General features: G+C 65.3%; 13 protein-coding genes. 9 read left to right on the plus strand and 4 right to left on the minus strand.

Annotation, left to right across the window (positions count from 1 at the left end; all coding sequences use genetic code 11):
* Positions 1–51: 51 nt before the first annotated feature.
* On the minus strand, positions 52–13,005 hold the full coding sequence (locus CAF70_RS14615) for a non-ribosomal peptide synthetase (protein ID WP_085625429.1): 12,954 nt from the start codon (positions 13,003–13,005) through the stop codon (positions 52–54).
* Between the two features lie 343 nt (positions 13,006–13,348).
* Here CAF70_RS14615 and CAF70_RS14620 point away from each other — a divergent pair, with 343 nt between their 5' ends.
* Positions 13,349–13,879, plus strand: coding sequence for an RNA polymerase factor sigma-70 (locus CAF70_RS14620; protein WP_085625430.1), 531 nt, complete (start codon positions 13,349–13,351; stop codon positions 13,877–13,879).
* A gap of 114 nt (positions 13,880–13,993) precedes the next feature.
* Here CAF70_RS14620 and CAF70_RS14625 read toward each other — a convergent pair whose 3' ends face one another.
* Together CAF70_RS14625 and CAF70_RS14630 are read right to left on the minus strand one after the other, a co-directional pair.
* Positions 13,994–15,019, minus strand: coding sequence for a GNAT family N-acetyltransferase (locus tag CAF70_RS14625; RefSeq protein ID WP_085625431.1), 1,026 nt, complete (start codon positions 15,017–15,019; stop codon positions 13,994–13,996).
* A 63-nt stretch (positions 15,020–15,082) separates the two neighbouring features.
* Positions 15,083–15,883 carry an ABC transporter substrate-binding protein gene (locus CAF70_RS14630; protein WP_085625491.1) on the minus strand — a complete coding sequence of 267 codons (801 nt, stop codon included), beginning with the start codon at positions 15,881–15,883 and terminating at the stop codon, positions 15,083–15,085.
* A 172-nt stretch (positions 15,884–16,055) separates the two neighbouring features.
* On the opposite strand from CAF70_RS14630, the gene CAF70_RS14635 reads away from it, so the two are divergent.
* A complete protein-coding gene (locus tag CAF70_RS14635; RefSeq protein ID WP_085625432.1) occupies positions 16,056–16,607 on the plus strand; it encodes an exonuclease domain-containing protein in 552 nt (183 codons plus the stop codon).
* 73 nt (positions 16,608–16,680) lie between these two features.
* Positions 16,681–16,965 (plus strand): pyrimidine/purine nucleoside phosphorylase, encoded by a 285-nt coding sequence (locus CAF70_RS14640; protein ID WP_003259920.1) that lies wholly within the window; start codon positions 16,681–16,683, stop codon positions 16,963–16,965.
* A 113-nt stretch (positions 16,966–17,078) separates the two neighbouring features.
* On the opposite strand, the gene CAF70_RS14645 is transcribed toward CAF70_RS14640, so the two are convergent.
* On the minus strand, positions 17,079–17,771 hold the full coding sequence (locus CAF70_RS14645) for an alpha/beta family hydrolase (protein ID WP_085625433.1): 693 nt from the start codon (positions 17,769–17,771) through the stop codon (positions 17,079–17,081).
* A gap of 48 nt (positions 17,772–17,819) precedes the next feature.
* Here CAF70_RS14645 and ccoN (CAF70_RS14650) point away from each other — a divergent pair, with 48 nt between their 5' ends.
* The 6 genes from ccoN (CAF70_RS14650) to ccoO (CAF70_RS14680) all read left to right on the plus strand — a co-directional run bounded on the left by ccoN (CAF70_RS14650) (position 17,820) and on the right by ccoO (CAF70_RS14680) (position 23,494).
* Entirely contained in the window at positions 17,820–19,244 is a 1,425-nt protein-coding gene (ccoN, locus tag CAF70_RS14650) for a cytochrome-c oxidase, cbb3-type subunit I (RefSeq protein ID WP_085625434.1), read from the plus strand.
* 13 nt (positions 19,245–19,257) lie between these two features.
* On the plus strand, positions 19,258–19,866 hold the full coding sequence (gene ccoO, locus CAF70_RS14655) for a cytochrome-c oxidase, cbb3-type subunit II (RefSeq protein ID WP_013973492.1): 609 nt from the start codon (positions 19,258–19,260) through the stop codon (positions 19,864–19,866).
* Positions 19,867–19,871: 5 nt separating this feature from the next.
* Positions 19,872–20,066, plus strand: a complete 195-nt coding sequence (locus CAF70_RS14660; protein ID WP_085625435.1) for a CcoQ/FixQ family Cbb3-type cytochrome c oxidase assembly chaperone — start codon at positions 19,872–19,874, stop codon at positions 20,064–20,066.
* Positions 20,063–21,001, plus strand: coding sequence for a cytochrome-c oxidase, cbb3-type subunit III (ccoP, locus tag CAF70_RS14665; RefSeq protein ID WP_085625436.1), 939 nt, complete (start codon positions 20,063–20,065; stop codon positions 20,999–21,001). The genes CAF70_RS14660 and ccoP overlap by 4 nt, the downstream gene beginning before the upstream one ends.
* Before the next feature lie 442 nt (positions 21,002–21,443).
* Positions 21,444–22,886, plus strand: coding sequence for a cytochrome-c oxidase, cbb3-type subunit I (ccoN, locus tag CAF70_RS14675; protein WP_085625437.1), 1,443 nt, complete (start codon positions 21,444–21,446; stop codon positions 22,884–22,886).
* Positions 22,886–23,494, plus strand: coding sequence for a cytochrome-c oxidase, cbb3-type subunit II (gene ccoO / locus CAF70_RS14680; RefSeq protein WP_085625438.1), 609 nt, complete (start codon positions 22,886–22,888; stop codon positions 23,492–23,494). The genes ccoN (CAF70_RS14675) and ccoO (CAF70_RS14680) overlap by 1 nt, the downstream gene beginning before the upstream one ends.
* Position 23,495: the final 1 nt, after the last annotated feature.

The raw sequence follows: 23,495 nt of genomic DNA on the forward strand, positions 1-23,495 counted from the left end.
TCGCGGGTGAACCCGCTCCTACCGGGACGGTGCAGGCCTCATTTATTCAGATCACAGCCCCTCAAGCTCCGCCATCAGGTCACTGAGCCGGTCGACCTTGTCGTCATCCAGCACGCTGCCCTGCAGCCCCTGCACATACTCGGCCAGTTCCTCCACCGTGCTGCACTCGAACATCGCCCGCAGCGGCACGTTCAGCTGCAGCTGCTTCTGCACCCGCGAGGCGATCTGCGTGGCCAGCAGCGAATGCCCGCCCAGCTCGAAGAAGTTGTCGTGCACCCCCACCCGCTCGGCCTTGAGCACATCGGCCCAAATACCGGCCAGTACCTCTTCCAGCTCGTTGCGCGGCGCCTGGTAGGCCTGGCTGTGCTGGCCACCGATGTCGATCGCCGGCAGGGCCTTGCGATCAAGCTTGCCGTTGGCATTGTGCGGCAGGCTGTCGAACCAGCCCCAGTGCAGTGGGACCATGTACTCCGGCAACTCGGCACGCAGGCGTTGCTTAAGCTGCTCCAGCAACGCGGCGTCGGTAGCAACGCCCTGATGCGCCACCAGGTAACCCACCAGGTGCTTGCCATTGACGCCTTCCTGCACGCCAACGGCAGCGTCGCGGATTTCCGGCTGCTCGTGCAGGCGGGCTTCGATCTCGCCCAGTTCGATGCGGTAGCCGCGGATCTTCACCTGATGGTCGATGCGCCCGACATACTCCAGCACCCCGTCCGGGCGCTGACGCGCCAAGTCGCCGGTGCGGTACAGGCGTTCGCCCGGCGCGCCATGCGGATGGGGGATGAACGCCAGCGCCGTGCGCACCGGATCGCCGACATAGCCACGGCCCACGCCAGTGCCAGCCACGCACAGCTCGCCCACCGCACCCAGAGGCACCAGCATCTGTTCCTCGTCGAACAGGTACAGGCGGTTGTTGTCGGTCGGCGTGCCAATTGGCAGGTAGCTGCCACGGGTCGAGGCGGCATCGACGCGGAAGAACGCCACGTCATCCGAGCACTCCGCAGGGCCATAGGCGTTGACCAGGCCGATCTGCGGATAACGCTGCAGCCACTGCGCCGCCAGCTCCGGCGGCATGGCTTCGCCGGTCGGTAGCATCCAGCGCAGCCCGTCGAGCGCCTGATGGTCGTTGGCCAGCATGCCCTGGATCAGCGAGGGCACGCTTTCCAGCACAGTGATGCCGGTAGCCTGAACATGCGTCAGCAGGCCCTGCGGATCATGGGCGATGGCGTTCGGCACGATCTCCACCCTGGCGCCGAACAGCAGCGCTGCAAGGAACTGCCACACCGAAATATCGAAGCTTTGCGAGGCCGTCTGGGCGATCACGTCCTGCTCGCCGAGTGCCAGGTACGGCACCTTGCTCAGCTGGTTGTTGAGCATGCCGCGCTGCTCGACCATCACCCCCTTCGGCAGGCCGGTGGAGCCTGAGGTGTAGATCACATAAGCGAGGTTATCCGGCCCGCTGTGGATGCCTGGGTTGTGGCTGGCAACGGCACTGGCCTGGATGTCTTCCCAAACCAGCAACTGCGGCCGTGTCGCCAGCTCCAGCTCATCCAGCAACAGCTGCCCTTGCCCGGCGCAGGCCGCACTGCACACCAGCACCGGCGTGCGGCTGAGCTGGAGGATGCTTTGCAGGCGCGCCGCCGGCAGGCCCGGGTCCAGTGGCAGGTAGCCGGCGCCGGCCTTGAAGCTGCCGACGATCATGCCCAGCAACGGGAGCCCGCGTTCGGCCAGCAGTGCCACCGGCTGGTCAATGCTGACCCCGGCAGCCACCAGGGCATGGCCCAGGCGGTTGGCCGCCAGGTTCAGCCCGGCGTAGTCATAGGATGCTTCCAGGCAACGGGCCACAGTACGTTGCGGATGCGCGGCCACTTGTGCTTCGAACTGCGCGATGTAGCTCTGCTCCAGCGGATAAGACCGTTCGGTACGGTTGCAGTCTTCAAGCAGGAAGCGCTGTTCTTCGGTGCCGATCAACGGCAGTTCACCCACCTCTCCTTCAAAGCCCTGCACCAGCGCCAGCAGCAGGCGCTTGAACTCCGCCAGCAGGCGCTCGACGGTCGGGTAGTCGAAGTAGCGCTGGTCGAACGACAGGTGCAGGCCAAGGTCATCGCCCGGGTAGCACACCGCTGTCAGCGGGAAGTTGGTGTGGGTACGGCCCGAGTCGGAGCTGGCGTTCAGGTGCTGGGCATGGTCGAGCACGGCGGTTTCCACTGGCGCGTTCTCGAACACGAACAGGCTGTCGAACAGCGGCTGGCCCTTGGGCAGTTCGCTGCACTCCTGGATCGCCACCAGCGGCAGGTATTCGTACTCGCGCAGTTCCATGTTGCTTTGCAGCAGGCCCTGCAGCCATTGGCGTACGCTGCAGCACTCACCGGCAACCGGCAACTTCACGCGCAAGGCGACGCTTTTGATGAACAGGCCGACGGTACGCTGCATCTGCGGCATGCTCACCGGGCGCCCGGCCACGGTCACGCCGAAGGCCACGTCGCGGTCGCCGCTGTAGCGCGCCAATACCAGGGCCCAGGCCGCCTGGGCGAAGGTGTTGACGGTGAGCTGGTGGGCCTGGGCGAGTTCGCGCAGGCGCACACCGTCGCTCACCGCCAGGCGGGTATGGCAGTCGCCGACGACCATGCCGGTACCAGCATGGTCATGGCGCAGCGGGCGGTCGCTGGGGATGGCCGTGGCACGTTCGAAGCCGGCCAGGTTGGCCTGCCACCAGGCGCGCGCGTCGTCCAGGCCCTGGCGTTGCAGCCAGCCGATATAGTCGCGGTAGCGCGGTGGCACCGGCAGTTGGGCCTGACGGTTTTCGCCGAGTGCCTGGTAGATCTCGAAGAAGTCGTTCATCAACAACGAGCGGCACCAGGCATCGATGAGGATGTGGTGGTTGCTCATCATGAACCAGTAGCGCTGGTCGGCCACACGCACCAGGCGCAGGTGGAACGGCGCCTCGCGGAGCAGGGCGAAACCGGCCTCGCGTTCCTGCTTGTGCAGGGCCTGCAGGCGCTGCTCCTGGGCGTCGTCATCGAGGCCGCGCCAGTCCTGGTAGTCCACCGGTGTGTTGCCCGGCTTGTGGATGATCTGCAGCATCGCCTCGCCGGTGTTCCAGCTGAACGATGCGCGTAGCGCTTCGTGGCGCGCCACCACCGCCTGCCACGCCTGGGCAAAGCGTTCGGGGTCGAGCGCGCTGTTGATGCGGTAGCGGTCCTGCATGTAGTAGAGGCCGGTGCCCGGCTCCAGCAGGGTGTGTAACAGCATGCCCTCCTGCATCGGCGTCAGCGGGTAGACGTCCTCGATCTGCGCTGCCGGTACCGGCAGCGCGTCTATCTGCGCCTGGGTGAGGTGCGCCAGCGGGAAGTCCGACGGCGTGAAGCTGCCGTTGCCATCCGCCAGGCAATGCTCGACCAGCGCCAGCAGCTCCTGGCGATAGGCCTCGGCCAGGCGGGCGATGGTCCGCTCGTCGTAGCGCTCGGCACTGAAGGTCCAGCGCAGTTGCAGGGCACCGCCATACACCTGGCCATCGACACTCAGCCAGTTGGGCAACGGTGCATCGAGGTCGTGGGCCAGGCCGGCCGGAGCGTCCAACGGCTGGAACAGGGCTGTGCTGTCGAACTGCTGGTCGAACTGGCCCAGGTAGTTGAAAGTGATGCGCGCCTGCGGCAAGGCTGCCATCTGCTCGCGCCCGGCCTCATCCGCCAGGTAGCGCAACACACCGTAGCCCAGCCCTTTGTGTGGCACCTGGCGCAGCTGCTCCTTGATGCGCTTGATCGAACCCGCCCGCGCCGCGTCGTCCTCGCCTGGCAGCGGGCGCAGGCTCAGCGGGTAGGCGTTGGTGAACCAGCCGACGCTGCGGGTCAGGTCCATGTCTTCGAACAGCCCGTCACGGCCATGGCCTTCAAGCTGTACCAGCACTTCTTCGTCGCCGCTCCAGCGGCACAGGGCACGCGCCAGCGCGGTCAGCAGCAGGTCGTTGACCTGGGTGTGGTAGGCCGCCGGGGCCTGTTGCAGCAACTGCCGGGTCTGCGCGACATCCAGGCCGATGGCCAGGGTACCGGCGTGGCGATGCAGGTTGCCGCCCTGCGGGTGATCGCAGGGCAGTTCGCGGCGCACACCGCCCAACTGGCCTTGCCACCAGCCCAGTTCGTCGCGCAGCGAATCGCTGCCGGCATAGCTGGCCAGGCGTGCGGCCCAGTCGCCCATGGCGTGGGTCTTGGCCGGCAGCGGCTGGCCACGGTACAGCGCCTGCAGGTCTTCCAGCAACACGCGCCACGACACCCCATCGACCACCAGGTGATGGATCGCCAGCAACAGCCGCTGGCCGCCCTGCCCGTCATTTACCAGCAAGGCGCGCAACAGTGGGCCCTGTTCCAGGTCGAGACTGCGTTGCAGGTCGGTGTACAGCGCTTGGCAATCGGCGAAGTCGGCAACCGTGGCGGTCCACAGCAACTGCCCGGTGCCAGGCCGGGCATATTCGCCCTGCCAGCGGCCGTGGGCCTGACTGAAGTGCAGGCGCAGGCTGTCGTGGTGCTGCACCAGGCCGGCCAAGGCGCGCTCCAGTACCCCCTCATCCAGCGGCTTGCGCGCCTCCAGCAGAACAGCCTGGTTCCAGTGCTGCGGCTGTGGCACTTCACTGTCGAAGAACCAGTGCTGGATCGGCGTGAGGCCGGTCTGGCCCTGGCGCTGGCCCTGCTCGATGCTGCTGGCGGCTTCGCTGCGCTGAACGATGGCCGCCAGGGTCTGGATGGTCTGATGCTGGAACAGGTCGCGCGGGGTGAACTGCAAGCCGGCCTGACGGGCCCGGCTGACCACCTGGATCGACAGGATCGAGTCGCCGCCCAGTTCGAAGAAGTTATCCTGCACGCCAACCCGGGCCACGTTGAGCACGTCGCGCCAGATCTGCGCCAGTTGCGCTTCCACCTCGTTGCCAGGTGCCTGGTACTGCTGGCGCGCCTGCTCCAGGTCCGGCAGCGGCAGCGCACGGCGGTCGAGCTTGCCGTTGCCCATCAGCGGCAGGCTGTCGAGCAGCACCAGGTGCGCCGGCACCATGTAGTCCGGCAGGTGCTGGCGGGCATCGGCCTTCACCGCGTCGCGCAGCAGGCCCTGGGCCTCGCTGTCGGCAGTGGCCTGCCTGCACACCAGGTAACCCACCAGCTGTTTGCCGCCCGGCAGGTCGAGGGCCAGCACCACGGCCTCGTCGACATCGGCATGCGCCTGCAGGCGGCTTTCGATTTCGCCCAGTTCAATGCGGAAACCCCGAATCTTCACCTGCTGGTCGGCACGGCCGACGTACTCGACCAGGCCATCGCTGCCCAGGCGCACCAGGTCACCGGTGCGGTACAGGCGCCCGCCTTCGCTGCCGAACGGGTCGGCGACGAAGCGCTCGGCGCTGAGGCCCGGGCGGTCGTGGTAGCCCTGGGCCAGGCCGGCGCCGCCAACATACAGCTCGCCAATACCGCCTTGCGGCAACAAGGCCAGGTCTTCGTCGAGGATGTAGGCCGTGCGGCTGCCGATGACGCGGCCGATCGGTACGCTGCCCAGCTCCGCCGGTAGTGTCTGTGGTGCCAGGCAGGCCAGCGGCATGACCACGGTTTCGGTCGGCCCATAGGCGTTGAAGAATTGCTGCGGCGCGAAGGCCTGGCGGATGCGCTGCAGGTGTTCACCGGTCAGCGCTTCACCACCGGTAATGACCAGGCGCACGGGCAACTGCTCGCCCTGCCCGGCCAGGTACTGCGCCAACTGGCTACCGTAGCTAGGCGTGAAGCCGAGGATGCTCACCTGTTGCTTGCGCACCAGCTGGCAGATGTCTTCGGCGCCCCACTGCCCCTGGGCGCGCAGTACCACCCGGGCACCACACAGCAGCGGCACCCACAGGCGTTCGCTGGCGGCGTCGAAGTTGATCGAATAGAAGTGCAGCTCGCAGTCATCGCTGCGCATGCCGAACGCGGCGATCACCGCCTGGCAATGCATGGCGAACTCGCCGTGGCTGACTACCACGCCCTTGGGCTGGCCGGTGGAACCGGAGGTGTAGATCAGGTAGGCCTGATGCTGCGGCAGGTTGAGGTTGTCCAACGGCGCATCGCTGTAGGCCGACAGGCTGGCGCTGTCGTCCTCGAGGCTCCAGCACGCCACACCTTCGGGCAACTGCCCCAGGTTTTGCAGCAGCGCGCGCTGGCTGAGCAGCAGGCCGATGCGGCTGTCTTCGATCATGTAGCGCAGGCGGTCGAGCGGGTATTCGGGGTCGAGCGGCACGTAGGCGCCACCGGCCTTGAGGATGGCCAGCAGGCCGACGACCATTTCCAGCGAACGTTCCAGCGCCAGGCCCACACGCACCTGCGGGCCGACGCCACGCTCGCGCAGGGCGCGGGCCAGGCGGTTGGCCTGCTGGTCGAGTTCGGCATAGGTCATGTGCTGGCCGGCGAAGGTCAACGCGCCAGCGTGTGGCGTGCGCGCCGCCTGGGCAGCGAACAGGCCGTGCACGGTCTGGTCGTGCGCGAAAGCCTGCTCGCCCTGCAACTGGCCTGCCAGCACCTGCTGCTCGGCGCTGCTCAGCATCGGCAGCTCGCACAGGCGCTGCTGCGGGTTGTCGAGCAGGCCGGCCAGCAGGTGCTGCCAGTGCTCGGCCATGCGTGCAATGCGTGGTTCGTCGAACAGGTCACGGCTGTAAGTCAGGCAGCAACCCAGGCGGCCGTCGAGGTCGGTCACCTCCAGGTACAGGTCGAACTTGGTGGCGCTGGCGTCGTTGACCAGGTAATCCACCTGCATGCCGGCCAGCAGGCGGCTTTGCTGGAAGGCCCAGCGCTGCACGTTGCACATCACCTGGAACAGCGGGTTGTAGGCGCTGCTGCGCGGTGGCTGCAGGGCTTCTACCAGCTGGTCGAACGGCAGGTCCTGGTGCGACTGGCCTTCGATGGCAACCTGGCGCACCTGTTCCAGCAACTGTGCGGCGGTCATCTGGCCGTCCAGCTCGCAACGCAGCACCTGGGTGTTGAGGAACGCACCAATCAGGCCTTCGCTTTCCGGGCGGATGCGGTTGGCCACCGGCGCGCCAATGCGCAGGTCACGCTGGCCGCTGTAGCGATGCAGCAAGGCGGCCAGGGTGGCAGTCATGGTCATGAACAGGGTCAGGCCACGCTGGCTGTTGAACGCATGTACGCGAGCGACCAACGCCGGGTCGAGCTCGAAGCGGTACAGCTCGCCACGGTGGCTCTGCACGGCCGGGCGCGGGCGGTCCGCCGGCAATGCCAGCACCGGGTGCTCATCGCCCAGGCGATCCTTCCAATAGGCCAGCTGGCGCGCACCCTCGCCGCTTTCCAGCCATTGCCGTTGCCACACGCTGTAGTCCAGGTACTGCACCGGCAGCGGCGCCAGCGGCGATTCACGGTCATCGACGAAGGCCTCGTACAGCTCGCCCAGTTCGCGGGCGAAGATGTCCATGGCCCAGCCTTCGGTGACGATGTGGTGCAGGGTCAACACAAAGAAGTGCTCACGCTCTTCGGCTTTGACCAGACAGGCACGCAGCAACGGACCGCGCTCCAGGTCGAACGGCTGGTGCGCCTGGTCATCGGCCAGTTGGCGCAGGCGTTGTTGGCGAGCATCGGCGGGCAAGGCGCTGAAGTCTTGCCAGTCGAGGTGCAGGCTGCTGTCTTCGGCCACGCACTGGTACGGCACGCCATCAATGCTGGGAAAGGTGGTGCGCAAGGTTTCATGGCGCACCACCAGCGCCTGCAATGCGCGCTCGAAGGCATCCACATGCAGGGTGCCGCGCAGGCGCGCCATGCCGCCGACGTTGTACGCCGGGCTGTCCGGCTCCAGTTGCCAGAGGAACCACATGCGCTGCTGCGAGTACGACAGCGGCACTGCCTGACGGCGGTCGACGCGGACGATTGCGCCTTGCAGGTTCTGCTCGCCGGCCGCGCGGATACGCGCGATCTCGGCACAGAAGGCACCCAGCTCGCTGGCGTCGAACAGGGCCTTGAGCGGCAGCTCGACATCGCAGGCCTGACGCGTGCGCGACACAATCTGAGTGGCCAGCAGCGAGTGGCCGCCAAGGGCGAAGAAGTCATCCTGCAGGCCGATGCGCGGCAGGTTCAGCACCTCGCGCCAGATGGCGGCAACCTGCTGCTGCAACTCGGTTTGCGGCTCGACATGCTCACGCTGCTGCCACAGCGGGGCCGGCAATGCCTTGCGGTCGACCTTGCCGCTGGGGCCCAGTGGCATCTGCGCCAGCGGGATAAGTTGTGCCGGCACCATGTAGGCCGGCAGTTGTCCCGCCAGCACCGTCAGCAAGGCATCAGGCTGGGCACTGCCACTGTAATAGCCGACCAGTTGCGCACCGACGGTATCCTTGTGGATCAGCACCAGCGCCTGTTCGACCCCCGCTTGCGCCAGCAGGCAGGCCTGGACTTCCTCGGGTTCGACCCGGAAGCCACGCACCTTGACCTGCTGGTCGAGGCGACCAAGGTATTCCAGCGCCTCGGTCTGCACCTGCCAGCGGGCGCGGTCGCCACTGCGGTACAGGCGCTCGCCATTGCCGTCCGCACGGGGCACGAAACGCTCGGCGGTGAGCCCGGGGCGACCCAGGTAGCCACGGGCCAGGCCTGCGCCGCCGAGGTACAGTTCGCCCGGTACACCTGGGGCAGTCAGTTCCAGCTCGTCGTCCAGCACGCGGCACAGCACATTGCCCAGCGGGCGACCGATCGGCGAGCGCTCGCCATCGCTAGCCTGGCAGTGCCAGTGGGTTACGTTGATGGCGGTTTCGGTCGGGCCATAGCGGTTGTGCAGTTGCACCTGTGGCAGCACCTGCAGCACGCGGTCACGCAGCGTGGCGGACAGCGCTTCGCCACCGGAGAACAGCCGGCGCAGGCTGCTGCAGGCACCCGCCTGCGGCTCCTGGATGAATACCTGCAACAGCGGCGGCACGAAGTGCAGCGTGGTCACGCCATGGGCTTGCACCAACGCCGCGATGCGCTGTGGGTCACGGTGCTCGCCGGGGCCGGCGAGCACCAGCTTGCAGCCGGTCACCAGCGGCCAGAAGCATTCCCACACCGACACGTCGAAGCTGATCGGCGCCTTCTGCATCAGCACGTCGCTGTCGCCCAGCGCATAGGTGGCCTGCATCCATTGCAGGCGCTCGGCCAGTGCCGCGTGGGTATTGCCCACCCCCTTGGGCTGGCCGGTGGAGCCGGAGGTGTAGATCACATAGGCCAGGTTGTCGCCATGCAGGTGCAGGCGGGGGGCATGGCTCGGCCAGCTGTCCAGGTGCAACTGATCAAGGGCGATGGCGCTGACGCCCGCCACCTGTGGCAGCTTGCCCAGCAGGCTGCTGTGGCTCAGCAACAGGCCAGCCTTGCAGTCGGCGAGCATATAGGCCAGGCGCTCGGCCGGGTAATCGACGTCCAGCGGCACATAGGCACCGCCGGCCTTGAGAATGGCCAGCAGGCCGACCAACAGCTGCGGCGAACGCTCGACGGCAATGGCCACGCAGGTGTCGGGACCGACGCCTTTGTCACGCAGGTAGTGGGCCAGGCGGTTGGCTTGCTGGTGCAGCTCGGCATAATCCAGGCTGCCCCCCTCCCACACCAGAGCGGTGCGCTGCGGAGTCAGGCGTGCCTGGTCATTGAGCTGTTCGACCAGCAGGCGCTGCGGCGTCGCAGCCGGTGCCTCGCCCCAACTGAACAGTTGCATGCGGCCAGGCTCATCAAGCAATTGCACCTCGCCCAGCGCTAGCTGCGGCTCGGCGCACACTTGCTCGAGCAGGGCCAGCAGGTGCTGGGCCAGGCGCTTGACGGTGCCGGCATCGAACAGTTCGGCGGCATAGTCGAACGCGAGGCTCAGGCGGCCCTGGTGGTCTTCTTCACTGTGCAGTTGCAAGTCGAACTTGGCTTCGCGACTGTGCCACGGCAGCTCTTCGGCCAGCAGGCCCGGCAGGCGGCGCAGGGCAGACAGGTCACGCTGCTGGTGGTTGAACATGACCTGGAACAGGCCTTGCTCACGCGCCTCGGGCAAGGCTTCGAGCAGCTGTTCGAACGGCAGGTCCTGGTTGGCCTGAGCGTCCAGGGTGGCCTGGCGGACCTGGGCCAGCAGCTGAGCGAATGGCAGGCGGCCATCGAGTTGCGCACGCAGCACCTGGGTATTGATGAAGAAGCCGACCATCGCTTGGGTTTCCAGGCGCGGTCGGTTGGCGTTGGGCACGCCGACACGGATATCGGCCTGGCCGCTGTAGCGGTGCAACAGCGCCTGCCAGCCGGCCAGCAAGACCATGAACAGGCTGGCCTGCTGTTCGCGGGCCAGGCCCTTGAGTGCGTCGGTGAGCCTGGCCGGTACCTTGAGACTGAAGCGCGCGGCGCTGTAGGCGCGCTGGCTGGTGCGCGAGTGGTCGGTGCACAGGTCGAGCACCGGCAGTTCGCCACCCAGTCGCCCCTGCCAGTACTGCAACTGACGCTCGGCTTCGCCTGCGGCCAGCCACTGTCGCTGCCAGGTGCCGTAGTCGGCATAGCCCAGGGTCAGCGCTGCCAGGCTGGCCTCAAGGCCCTGGCAATGGGCGGCGTACAGTTTGGCGAATTCATCGAGCAGGATGTTCAGCGACCAACCGTCAGCGACGATATGGTGCAGGGTCACCCACAGCTGATGGTTTTCATCCTCCAGGCGCACCAGGGTCACCCGCAGCAGCGGCCCCTGGGTCAGGTTGAACGGTTGGCGGGCCTCGGTTTCCCGCTGGGCGGCGACCTGCTCGGCGGCCAGGCCTTCGAGGTCCAGGCGACGAAGGTTGAACGCCTGTTGCGGCAGGATGCGCTGCAGGGCCTGGCCGTTCTCTTCGGCAAACAGGGTACGCAGCGATTCGTGGCGAGCCACCAGCGCCTGGAAGGCCGCTTGCAGGGCACTTTCGTCCAGCTCACCGCGCAACTGCAGGCCGGCCGGAATGTTGTAGGCCGCCGACTGCGGGTCCAGCTGCCATAGCAGCCACAGGCGGTTTTGCGCCAGCGACTGGGGCAGTGCCTGGGTGCGTTCCAGGGTAGCGATGGCGCCGACCCGGCCACCGCCTTCGGCGATGATCGCGGCCACAGCCTTGGCGTAGTCAGCCAGTACCGGCGCCTCGAACAGGGTGCGCAGGCCCAGGTCGATGCCCAGCTCATCGGCCAGGCGTGCGGTGGCATGGGTGGCGGCGATGGAGTTGCCGCCCAGCAGCAAGAAGTGGTCGTCTGCCGCCACCGCTTCGACCTTGAGGCTGTCGCGCCACACAGCGGCGATGCGCGCCTGCAGTTCATCGCCGGCCGCACCCATGGCAACGGGCTCGCACACCTCAGGGAAGCGGGCATAGCAGTCCAGGCTGCCGTCGTCCATGCGCAAGCGGCACGCCGATCGCTGCAGCTTGCCGCTGGAGGTCTTGGGCAGCGCGCCCGGGTTCAGCAGCAGGACCACGGCCGGGGCCTGGCGGCAGGCGTCGGCGATCACCTGGCGCAGGGTCTTGATCAGGTCCTGGGGTTTGATCGCCTTCTGCACGTTGCGGCTGATTTCCACCGCCACGCCGATGCCCTCCTCGCCCTGGTGCTCAACGGCGAACACCGCCACCCGGCCTTTGCGCAGCACATCCACTTCGCGCTCGAGGGTTTTTTCCAGGTCCTGCGGGTACAGGTTCTGCCCACGCACGATCAGCATGTCCTTCAGGCGCCCGGTGACGAACATTTCGCCTTCGCGCATGAAGCCCAGGTCACCGGTACGCAGCCAGGTCTGGCCGTCCATCTCGACGAAGGTGCGGGCACTGGCTTCGGGGTTGCGCCAGTAACCCAAGGCGATGCTCGGGCCGCCGGCCCAGATCTCGCCCACCTGGTTGTCGCCCAGCACCTGCAGGCCTTGTGGTTCGACAATGCGCACGGCATGCCCGGGTTGCGGGTAGCCACAGCTCATCAGCACACTGCCCTTGCCAGGTTCCGCACGGTTGGCGGCGAAGGCTGCGGCGTCCAGCTCCAGCGCAGCGATGCCCTGGCCGCGGCGGCTGCCGCTGACGAACAGGGTCGCTTCGGCCAGGCCGTAGCTGGCGAAGAAGCTTTGTGGGTCGAAACCGCAAGCCTGGAACTTGTCGGCGAAGGCCGCCAGGCTGTCCTGGCGGATCGGCTCGGAACCGGAATAGGCCACCCGCCAGCGGCTGAGGTCGAGCCCGGCCAGCGAGGCCTCGCTGACCCGCTCGCTGCACAGCCGGTAGGCGAAGTCGGGGCCGCCGCTGATGGTGCCGCCGTATTCGCTGATGGCCTGCAACCAGCGCAGCGGCCGGGCCAGAAAGTAGCCCGGCGCCATCAACACACAGGGCACGCCGCTGAAGATCGGCTGCAGCAGGCCGCCGATCAGCCCCATGTCGTGGTACAGCGGCAACCAGCTGACGATCACGTCGTCGGGGTTGAGGTCGATGCCAAAGCCTTGGCGGATCAGTTGTTCGTTGGCCACCAGGTTGCCATGGCTGACCTGCACGCCCTTGGGCAGTGCGGTGGAGCCGGAGGTGTACTGCAGGAAGGCGATGTCACCCCCCTTGAGCGCGGGCTCGCGCCAGTTCGCCGCCAGCGCCGGGTCCAGGCCATCCACCGCCAGCAGCTCGGGGCCGTTGGCCGCCGTCAGGGCCTCCAGGCCCTGCAGGCTATCGTGCAGCGCCGCGACAGTCAGCAGCAGGCGCGGCTCGGCGTCGTCGATGATCGACAGCAGGCGCTGCTGATGGTGCTGACGCGCGGACTCCGGCGGGTAAGCCGGCACGGCGATCACGCCGGCATACAGGCAGCCGAAAAACGCCGCCACATAGTCTGGCCCGCTGGGGAACAACAGTACCGCACGATCACCGAAGCCGGTCCGGGCCTGCAAGGCAGCGGCGATGGTGCGTGCGCGCTGATCGAGGTCCCGGTAGCTGAGCACGGCCTGCTCGCCGGGCGCATCGGCCAGGAAGCGCAAGGCGACTTTGTCCGGGGTCTGCGCGGCGCGCTGCGCCAAGGCCTGGACCAGCGAGAGCGGGAGTTCGAAGGCGTCCGTCATGGGGTGTTCCTGCCAGTGTCTGGTTGGGTCGGGCCGGCTGCTGCGCGAACGTGGGTTGAGCGGCATGTGGCGGCCTGAGGTGTACACAGGGGAACGGATGGGCGGGGGGAGAAATTAGCGGGGTTGGGGGTTTTGGGTTGTGTGAAAGTTAGTGGGTTTATGCCTTGAGAGGTGTGGCGCCTGGCATGCACCCAGCCATCGCTGCGCCTTAGAACTGAAATCACATGAAACTAATTACATTTCGCATTTGACAACCATTATCATTCTGAATAGCTTGTCGCCCGTCGTAGGAAGCTTCCCAACTTCGGGGGCGTCCTTTCCCCTCTGTGACAAGGTGATTTCCATGGCGGAACAACTATCCACAAGTAAGTGCGATTCACCATTACTGCAGGCCTTCGTCGACAACCGCAACATCCTGGTCAAGATCGCCGCCCGCATCACCGGCTGCCGGTCGCGCGCCGAAGACGTGGTGCAGGACGCCTTTTTCCGGCTCAGCGCTGCCCCGCAGATCACCTCCTCTTTCAAGGCGCAACTGAGCTACCTGTTCCAGATCGTGCGCAACCTGGCCATCGACCACTACCGCAAGCAGGCCATGGAGTTGAAGTACTCCGGCAGCGAGGAAGAAGGCCTGAACGTGGTCGTGCAGAATGCCTCCCCCGAAGCCACCCACATCAACCTTGCGGCGCTGGATGACATTGCCGAGGCGCTGAACGAACTGCCCCAGCGCACCCGTTATGCCTTCGAGATGTACCGCCTGCATGGCGTGCCGCAGAAGGACATTGCCAAGGAGCTGGGGGTGTCGCCGACGCTGGTCAACTTCATGATCCGCGATGCGCTGGTGCATTGCCGCAAGATGGCCAGCCGGCAAGCCTGATCGAGCAGAGCCTGCTTCTTCGCGGGCACGCCCGCTCCCACAGGACAAGCACAGCCTTCAAAAGCCGAGGGGACCTGTGGGAGCGGGCGCGCCCGCGAAGAAGCCACCTCGATATCAAGCCAGTCTGCAACGCTCGAAAAACCGCTCCCGCCCCAGAATCATCAGCGCCGCGCGCTTGTGCGGGAAGTCGAACTCCTTGTCGCAGTGGAAGCACTGGTCGTGCATGTAGCCGATCATCTTGCCGTTGTCGGCACGCGGCTCGGCTACCACTCGCTGGGTACGTGGGTCATCCAGAAACAGGTAGTGCACCAGCGCCGATAACCAGCTGGCCACCTTGTGCGGCCCGCGGTGGCGCTCTTCGCCGACCAGCATGTGGATACCACGGTCGTAGTCATCAGCCGGGTAGAACGGCGCAATGCGGTCTTCCTTGGCCCAGTACGCCTCGAAGTAGGCAAACGGCTCATCATCAAAGCAACCGATCAGCGTCAGGGTATGCGGGTCGGCTTCCAGCTTGCCCAGGTATTCACGGTGCTGCGCAAGCGTGCCTCCCTCCTGCCAGAACGCTTCTACCCGCGGGTTGTTCTGCCAGCGGTTGAAGCGCTCCAGGTCGTGCTCGATCTCCAGGGTGCGCAGCGACACCCAGCTTCCCAGCCGCGCGTCGAAGCGCCGGTACACTTCACCACGGGGCTTGGGTGCGCGGCGCGGATGGCGCTTGTCGTTGCTGATGTGCATCTGCTGCGGGTACGCCCCGCTGGCCGATTCCCCCAGCCACGGCTGCGGCAACTGCCAGAACAGCGCCCGCTCGCACAGGTATTGGCCTGGCTGCTGGCCGGCCAGCAGCAGGCCACTGGTCAATGCCCGAGACAACGCCTGCGGCGGCACTTCGGGCAGGTACCAGGCCAGGCGCTGGCAGACCGTGTCGCGGGATAGCAACCAATAGCAGGCGGCCCACAAGGCCTGACAGGGGCGCTCGGGGCACAGCCGCTCAAGGTGGACCTGCAAGGGGGCGCCCAGCTCCAGGCGCAACTGGATCAGCGGACGGCCTTCGAGGGACAGGCTCAGCCAGCGGTCGCCCTCCTCGGCACTGAGGCTGCGCCAGCGTGGCACTGACTGGGGTTGCGAAGCGGCATCGAACGGCATGGACTTGACTCACGGCAATGAAGAAAAGGCTCACTGCTGAGAACGTTGCCGCCACGCCGGAATTTAGTTATGGGGTGCGGCCACCGTGATGCGGTAGGGCTCGAAGATGCGCGCCAGCTCGCCACTCTCGCGCAGGGCGCGCAGCAGCGCTGCGAACGACTGCTCGCCGATGGGTGCACCCGGGCGCAGCAAGGCGTAGTGGTGGTAGACCTGGTCAATGCGCTGCGAAGGCAACAACCGCTCCCGGCTGGCCGGATTGCGCGTCAGGAAATCGCTGAGGTAGGAACGCGTGACCAGGGCGATGTCGGCGCGGCCGGCCTGCACCATCAACAGGTTGCTGTCGTGGGAATAGGTCAGGGTCGCGTTGTAGGTCGTGCGCAGGTATTCCGGGTCGGGGTTGAAGCCGGCGAATGCATAGTGATAGCCGTTGAACAGTGCCAGGCGCTTGCCGCGCAGGTCGTCGAAGTAGCGCGGGTCACGACCGTCGGCCAGGCGGGCGACGAACACTTCGGCGTCTTCCAGGCCCATGTCCACGGTCTGGTGGGGAATCTGCTGCCAGCCCCATTGCGGGTTTTCGAAAATGGCCATGTCGGTACGGCCCTGCTGGAAGTCACCGAAACGCCGCTGGATGGACGTGGGTACCAGAACGAAGTGGTAGTGCTGCTGCATGCGGTTGAGCGCATCGACCAGCTGCGGCAGCAGGCCTGTGTCGGCGCCCTGCTCCGGGCGCACGGTGTAGGGCGGGAAATGCGCCGCGCCAATCTTCACCTCGACGGCACCAGCCGCCCATGACGGCGCCGCCAGCCAGAACACAGTCAGCAGCATCAGGGAAAACAGGGCCTTGAGGCCGGGTGCTGGAGTCAAGACGGACATTCATCACGGTTCATGCCTGGGTCCGCCTAAGCTAGGCGTTTTCCGGGCCGGACACAACTGCCGTTACGTGGCCCTTTGTGCCAAAGCCACGGGCAAATTGCCAGGGGGTGCCGGATGCCTGGAGTTTGGCTACGCTCTAGCAGGATCTGCAAGGGAGCCTGGTATGGGCCATTGGTTGGTGATCGACCTTGAAGCCACCACCGACAATGGTGGGTGGCCGGTCACAGAGATGGAAGTGATTGAAATCGGCGCAAGCCTGGTGACCCGCGAAGGCCGCGAGGTCGACCACTTCCAGCGCTTCGTGAAGCCCCGGCGGCGGCCGCAGCTGACCCCGTTCTGCCGTGAGCTGACCCACATCAGCCAGGCCAGCGTGGACAGTGCCGCGTCGTTCCGCGAGGTGTGGGCAAGCTTCGAGCGCTGGCTTGGGCACCATCGAGAGCAGCTTCAGGCCTGGGTCAGCTGGGGCGACTATGACCGCCAGCAACTGCACCAGGAATGGCAACAGCATGGCCTGGACAGCTTGTTGCGAACCCTGCCGCACATCAACCTCAAGCAACGCTTCGCCAAGGCCCGCCACCTGCAGCGCCCTGCTGGGCTCAATGGTGCACTGCAGCTGGCCGGCATGCACTTTTGCGGGCAGCAGCATCGGGCCCTGGAAGATGCGCGCAATACCGCGCGGCTGCTGCCGTTGAGCCTGCCGGCGGACGCTACCTGAAAGCAGATGACGGGGCCCGTGGCCTTGGGCATACTGGCCAGCCCTTTTTCATCCCCCTTTTCAGGAGTCGCCCATGTTCCAGGTCAACGAGTACTTCAACGGCACCGTCAAGTCGATCGCATTCGCGGGCGAAGAAGGCCCGGCCACTGTCGGTGTGATGGCCCCGGGCGAATACGAGTTCGGCACTGCCAAGCGCGAGATCATGCATGTGGTTTCGGGTGCGCTGACCGTGAAGCTGCCAGGTAGCGACAACTGGGAAACCTTCAAGGCGGGCGACAAGTTCAACGTGCCGGCTGACAGCAAGTTCCAGCTGCAGGTGAAGGTGGATACCGCTTACCTGTGCGAGTACCGCGACTAAGCGCTAGCCTGGTCCGGCCTCTTCGCGGGCTTGCCCGCTCCCACAGGTTCACTACAAGCTTGCGGGCCTGTGCAGTACCTGTGGGAGCGGGCAAGCCCGCGAAGAATCCAGCACTAATCCTTCAGGAATGCCGCAACCTTCTCAGCCGCCGCCTGCAAGTGCTGCTCATGGCTGACCCCCGAAGCCTTCAGCGGCTTCAGGTCATGGTCCCCTGCCACCAGCCAGCTCACCTCGATCGCCGGCGATAACGCGTACCCCGCCACCGCCTCGCGGTTACCCAGCGCATCCCGCTCGCCCTGCACGATCAACGTCGGTGTCTTCAATTCGGCCAGGTGCTCGACCCGTGGCTTCTCCGGCTTGCCCACCGCATAGAACGGATAGCCCAGGCACACCAGTGCATCCGCTTCCAGTTCATCGGCCAGCAGGCTGGCCATGCGCCCGCCCATGGACTTGCCACCCACCGCCAGCTTGCCCGCGACCAAAGGTCGCACCTGCCTGTACACCTCGCGCCAGCATTCCAGCAACACCTTCTGCGGGTTTGGCGGCCGCTTGCCGCCGGTAACCCTGCGCTCGGCCATGTACGGGAACTCGAAGCGCACTACCGCCACCCCAAGCGCCGCAAGCCTTTGCGCCATTTGCTCCATGAACCCGCTGTCCATCGGTGCACCTGCGCCGTGGGCCAGGATCAGGCAGCCCTTGTAGCCGTCCTTGCCCTGAACGTGCGGGGGATCGCAGCGCAAGCCTGGGACATTTCCGATCTTCGCCCATTGATCCCCGTCAATACCGGCACTTTGCCCATTAATCATGCTTGCCTCGCTGTAAAGCCTGCCAAATAACCGTGGATGGGAACCCATATGAACACAACCAGCAGTACCGCCTATAACTACAAGGTGGTCCGCCAATTCGCCATCATGACGGTGGTGTGGGGAATCGTCGGGATGGGGCTCGGCGTCTTCATCGCCGCCCAGCTCGCCTGGCCTTCCCTCAACTTCGACCTCCCCTGGACCAGCTTCGGCCGCCTGCGCCCCCTGCATACCAATGCGGTGATCTTCGCCTTCGGCGGCTGTGCGCTGTTCGCCACCTCCTATTATTCGGTGCAACGCACCTGTCAGACCACCCTGTTCGCACCGGGCCTGGCCGCGTTCACCTTCTGGGGCTGGCAACTGGTAATCCTGCTGGCGGCCATCAGCCTGCCGCTGGGCTACACCAGCTCCAAGGAGTACGCCGAACTGGAATGGCCGATCGACATCCTGATCACCATCGTCTGGGTGAGCTACGCCATCGTGTTCTTCGGCACGCTGATGAAACGCAACACCAAACACATCTACGTGGGTAACTGGTTCTTCGGCGGGTTCATCCTCACCGTGGCGATGCTGCACGTCGTCAACAACCTGGAACTGCCAGTCAGCATGACCAAGTCGTACTCGATCTATGCCGGCGCTACCGACGCCATGGTGCAGTGGTGGTACGGCCACAACGCGGTGGGCTTCTTCCTGACCGCAGGCTTCCTGGGGATGATGTATTACTACGTGCCCAAGCAGGCCGAACGCCCGGTGTATTCGTATCGCCTGTCGATCGTGCACTTCTGGGCACTGATCACCCTGTACATCTGGGCCGGCCCGCATCACCTGCACTACACCGCGCTGCCGGACTGGGCACAGTCGCTGGGCATGGTGATGTCGCTGATCCTGCTGGCACCCAGCTGGGGCGGCATGATCAACGGCATGATGACCCTCTCGGGGGCCTGGCACAAACTGCGTAGCGACCCGATCCTGCGCTTCCTGGTGGTGTCGCTGGCGTTCTACGGCATGTCCACCTTCGAAGGCCCGATGATGGCCATCAAGACGGTCAACGCGCTTTCCCACTACACCGACTGGACCATCGGCCATGTGCACGCCGGTGCCCTCGGCTGGGTTGCGATGATCTCGATCGGCGCGCTGTACCACACCATCCCGAAAGTGTTCGGCAAGGAGCGCATGTACAGCATCGGCCTGATCAACGCGCACTTCTGGCTGGCCACCATCGGCACCGTACTGTACATCGCCTCGATGTGGGTCAACGGCATCGCCCAGGGCCTTATGTGGCGCGCGGTCAACAGCGACGGCACGCTCACCTATTCGTTCGTGGAAACCCTGGTGGCCAGCCACCCAGGCTTCATCGTGCGCTTCGTTGGCGGTGCGATCTTCCTCAGCGGCATGTTCCTGATGGCCTGGAACACCTGGCGCACCGTGCGTTCGCCGGCGCTCGATGTCGCCCCTGCGAACGCCCAGCTGGCTTGAGGAGACCTGCCTGATGAAACATGAAGTCATCGAGAAAAACGTCGGCCTGCTGGCGCTGCTGATGGTGTTCGCTGTCAGTATCGGCGGCCTGACCCAGATCGTCCCGCTGTTCTTCCAGGACGTCACCAACAAACCGGTCGAAGGCATGAAGCCCTACACCGCGCTGCAGCTGGAAGGCCGTGATATCTATATCCGCGAAGGCTGCGTAGGCTGCCATTCGCAGATGATCCGCCCGTTCCGTGCCGAAACCGAACGCTACGGCCACTACTCGGTAGCCGGTGAAAGCGTGTGGGACCACCCCTTCCTGTGGGGCTCCAAGCGCACCGGGCCGGACCTGGCCCGGGTCGGTGGCCGCTACTCGGACGACTGGCACCGTGCGCACCTGTACAACCCGCGCAACGTGGTGCCGGAGTCGAAGATGCCGTCGTACCCGTGGCTGGTCGCCCAGCAGGTCGACAATAGCCACACCGATACCAAGATGCGCACCCTGCGCACTCTGGGCGTGCCGTATACCGACGACGACATCGCCGGGGCCCGCGACGCGGTCAAGGGCAAGACCGAGATGGACGCCCTGGTCGCCTACCTGCAGGTGCTCGGCACCGCGATCAAGAACAAGAGGTGAGTGCGATGGAAATCGACATCGGCATGATCCGCGGCCTGGGTACCCTGGTGGTGATGATCGCCTTCATCGGGCTCACCCTGTGGGTATTCAACCGCCGCCGCGACCATGATTTCGCCGAAGCGCGCCTGCTGCCCTTCGTCGACGACCGCCTGCCCTCTGCCGGACAGGAACCTGCTGCAAAAAGGAGTAACGGGCAATGACCACCTTCTGGAGTACGTACATCTGCGTACTGACCATCGGTAGCCTGATTGGCCTGACCTGGCTGTTGCTCGCCACCCGCAAGGGCCAGGGCAACACCACCGACCAGACCATGGGCCACAGCTTCGACGGCATCGAGGAATACGACAACCCGCTGCCCAAGTGGTGGTTCTGGCTGTTCGTCGGCACCCTGGTATTCGCGGTCGGCTACCTGATCCTCTACCCGGGCCTGGGCAACTGGAAGGGCATCCTGCCGGGCTATGAAAACGGCTGGACCGGCGCCAACGAATGGCAGAAGGAAATGGACAAGGCCGACGCGAAATTCGGCCCGATCTTCGCCAGGTACGCCGCCATGCCCGTGGAAGAAGTGGCCAAGGACCCGCAAGCACTGAAGATGGGCAGCCGCCTGTTCGCCTCCAACTGCTCGGTGTGCCACGGCTCGGATGCCAAGGGTGCCTATGGCTTCCCCAACCTCACCGACAAGGACTGGCGCTGGGGCGGCGAAGCGGAAACCATCAAGGCTTCGATCATGAACGGTCGTCACGGCGTGATGCCGGCCTGGGCTGAAGTGATCGGCGAGCAGGGCGTGGCCGATGTGGCCGCGTTCGTGCTCACCGACCTTGCAGGCCGCAGCCTGCCTGAAGGGGTCAAGGCCGACGCGGCCAAGGGCAAGGATATCTTCGCCGGCAACTGCGTGGCCTGCCACGGCCCCGAAGGCAAGGGCACTCCAGCCATGGGCGCGCCAGACCTGACCCACCCGCAGGCGTTCATCTACGGGTCGAGCTTTGCCCAGCTGCAGCAGACCATTCGTTATGGCCGCCAGGGTCAGATGCCGGCGCAGGCCGAGATCCAGGGCAACGACAAGGTGCACCTGTTGGCCGCGTATGTGTATAGCCTGTCGCAGGATCAAGCTTCGCCAGACCTGACAGCCAAGTAACACCCATTCGCGGGCTCGCCCGCTCCCACAGGTCAACCACAGATTTCAAGTATTGTGGTGAACCTGTGGGAGCGGGCAAGCCCGCGAAGGGCTGCAAAGCAGCCCCTCCCCCGCTCTACCCCTCCTTGCACCCCCTCCGAACACAACTAAGCTTGTTGCCTCAGTGGGCCTCGCTCCGAAAGGACCGAAGCAGACGCGGCGCGTAGCCTGTCGCCGTCCCGATAAAAAGCTTGACCGATCGATCAGAAAAAGACGAAAAACGGTACACATTACAAATATTTATTTGTGTACAATCGTCCAGACCCGATCGCTGCGGGACATCAGTGAACGGGCTCGGGCACGGGTCGGCGTACCAAAGTTGCGTTGCGGTAACCTCGGTGGTTATCAATACTGGCGCCGATTTTTCGACCAACAAGAACATCAAAACCGTGGAACCTTAGCAATGAGCACAGCAATCAGTCCGACTGCTTATAACTATAAGGTCGTCCGCCAGTTCGCCATCATGACGGTGGTCTGGGGGATCCTTGGCATGGGCCTCGGCGTCTTCATCGCCTCGCAGCTGGTATGGCCGCAACTGAACCTGGACCTGCCCTGGACCAGCTTCGGCCGCCTGCGTCCGCTGCACACCAACCTGGTGATCTTCGCCTTCGGGGGCTGTGCGCTGTTCGGCACCAGCTACTACGTGGTGCAGCGCACCTGCCAGACCCGGCTGATCTCCGACAGCATGGCCGCCTTCACCTTCTGGGGTTGGCAGGCGGTAATCGTCGGCGCGCTGATCACCCTGCCGATGGGCTACACCACCACCAAGGAATACGCCGAGCTCGAGTGGCCGCTGGCGATCCTGCTGGCCATCGTCTGGGTCACCTACGGGCTGGTGTTCTTCGGCACCATCGTCAAGCGCAAGACCAAGCACATCTATGTCGGCAACTGGTTCTACGGAGCCTTCATCGTGGTTACCGCGATGCTGCACATCGTCAACCACATCTCCCTGCCGGTAAGCCTGTTCAAGTCGTACTCGGCCTACTCCGGCGCCACCGACGCGATGATCCAGTGGTGGTACGGCCACAACGCCGTGGGCTTCTTCCTCACTACCGGCTTCCTGGGGATGATGTACTACTTCGTACCCAAGCAGGCCGAGCGCCCGATCTACTCGTATCGCCTGTCGATCGTGCACTTCTGGGCACTGATCACCCTGTACATCTGGGCCGGCCCGCACCACCTGCACTACACCGCCCTGCCCGACTGGGCACAGTCGCTGGGCATGGTGATGTCGATCATCCTGCTGGCACCCAGCTGGGGCGGCATGATCAACGGCATGATGACCCTCTCCGGTGCCTGGCACAAACTGCGCACAGACCCGATCCTGCGCTTCCTGGTGGTGTCGCTGGCGTTCTACGGCATGTCCACCTTCGAAGGCCCGATGATGGCGATCAAGACCGTGAACTCGCTGTCGCACTACACCGACTGGACCATCGGCCACGTCCACGCCGGTGCCCTCGGCTGGGTGGCGATGATCTCGATCGGCGCCGTGTACCACATGATCCCGCGCCTGTATGGCCGCGAGCAGATGCACAGCGTCGGCCTGATCAACGCGCACTTCTGGCTGGCCACCATCGGTACCGTGCTGTACATCGCCTCGATGTGGGTAAACGGCATCACCCAGGGCCTGATGTGGCGCGCCATCAACGATGACGGCACCCTCACCTACTCCTTCGTCGAAGCCCTGCAGGCCAGCCACCCTGGCTATATCGTCCGCGCCCTGGGCGGTGCGTTCTTCGCCAGCGGCATGCTGCTGATGGCCTACAACGTGTTCCGTACCGTACGTGCCGCCAACCCGGCACAGGCCGAGGAAGCCGCCAAGATCATCGTCGTGGGAGCGCACTGATGAAGCATGAAGCCGTCGAGAAGAACATAGGCCTGCTGGCCTTCTTCATGGTCATCGCCGTGAGCGTCGGTGGCCTGACCCAGATCGTCCCGCTGTTTTTCCAGGACGTCACCAACAAGCCCGTGGAGGGCATGAAGCCGCGCACCGCGCTGGAACTGGAAGGCCGCGATATCTACATCCGCGAAGGCTGCGTGGGCTGCCACTCGCAGATGATCCGCCCGTTCCGTGCCGAAACCGAACGCTACGGCCATTACTCGGTGGCCGGCGAGAGCGTGTGGGACCACCCGTTCCTGTGGGGCTCCAAGCGCACCGGGCCAGACCTGGCCCGGGTTGGTGGCCGCTACTCCGATGACTGGCACCGTGCGCACCTGTACAACCCGCGCAACGTGGTACCGGAATCGAAGATGCCGTCGTACCCGTGGCTGGTCGAGCACAAGCTCGACGGCCAGGACACCGCGAAGAAGATGGAAGTGCTGCGCACCCTCGGCGTGCCGTACACCGACGCCGACATCGCCGGGGCCCGCGACGCGGTCAAGGGCAAGACCGAAATGGACGCCATCGTCGCGTACCTGCAGGGTCTTGGCACCATCATCAAGAGCAAACGGTGAC

The organism is Pseudomonas sp. B19(2017) (assembly GCF_002113165.1).
Taxonomy (GTDB): domain Bacteria; phylum Pseudomonadota; class Gammaproteobacteria; order Pseudomonadales; family Pseudomonadaceae; genus Aquipseudomonas.

Bases quoted from the DNA above. Each gene is read 5' to 3' on its own strand.
- CAF70_RS14620 (WP_085625430.1), top strand. From the start codon at position 13,349: ATGGCGGAACAACTATCCACAAGTAAGTGCGATTCACCATTACTGCAG.
- CAF70_RS14625 (WP_085625431.1), bottom strand. From the start codon at position 15,019: ATGCCGTTCGATGCCGCTTCGCAACCCCAGTCAGTGCCACGCTGGCGC.
- CAF70_RS14615 (WP_085625429.1), bottom strand. From the start codon at position 13,005: ATGACGGACGCCTTCGAACTCCCGCTCTCGCTGGTCCAGGCCTTGGCG.
- CAF70_RS14635 (WP_085625432.1), top strand. From the start codon at position 16,056: ATGGGCCATTGGTTGGTGATCGACCTTGAAGCCACCACCGACAATGGT.
- ccoO (WP_013973492.1), top strand. From the start codon at position 19,258: ATGAAACATGAAGTCATCGAGAAAAACGTCGGCCTGCTGGCGCTGCTG.
- CAF70_RS14660 (WP_085625435.1), top strand. From the start codon at position 19,872: ATGGAAATCGACATCGGCATGATCCGCGGCCTGGGTACCCTGGTGGTG.
- ccoP (WP_085625436.1), top strand. From the start codon at position 20,063: ATGACCACCTTCTGGAGTACGTACATCTGCGTACTGACCATCGGTAGC.
- CAF70_RS14645 (WP_085625433.1), bottom strand. From the start codon at position 17,771: ATGATTAATGGGCAAAGTGCCGGTATTGACGGGGATCAATGGGCGAAG.
- ccoN (WP_085625434.1), top strand. From the start codon at position 17,820: ATGAACACAACCAGCAGTACCGCCTATAACTACAAGGTGGTCCGCCAA.
- CAF70_RS14640 (WP_003259920.1), top strand. From the start codon at position 16,681: ATGTTCCAGGTCAACGAGTACTTCAACGGCACCGTCAAGTCGATCGCA.
- ccoO (WP_085625438.1), top strand. From the start codon at position 22,886: ATGAAGCATGAAGCCGTCGAGAAGAACATAGGCCTGCTGGCCTTCTTC.
- ccoN (WP_085625437.1), top strand. From the start codon at position 21,444: ATGAGCACAGCAATCAGTCCGACTGCTTATAACTATAAGGTCGTCCGC.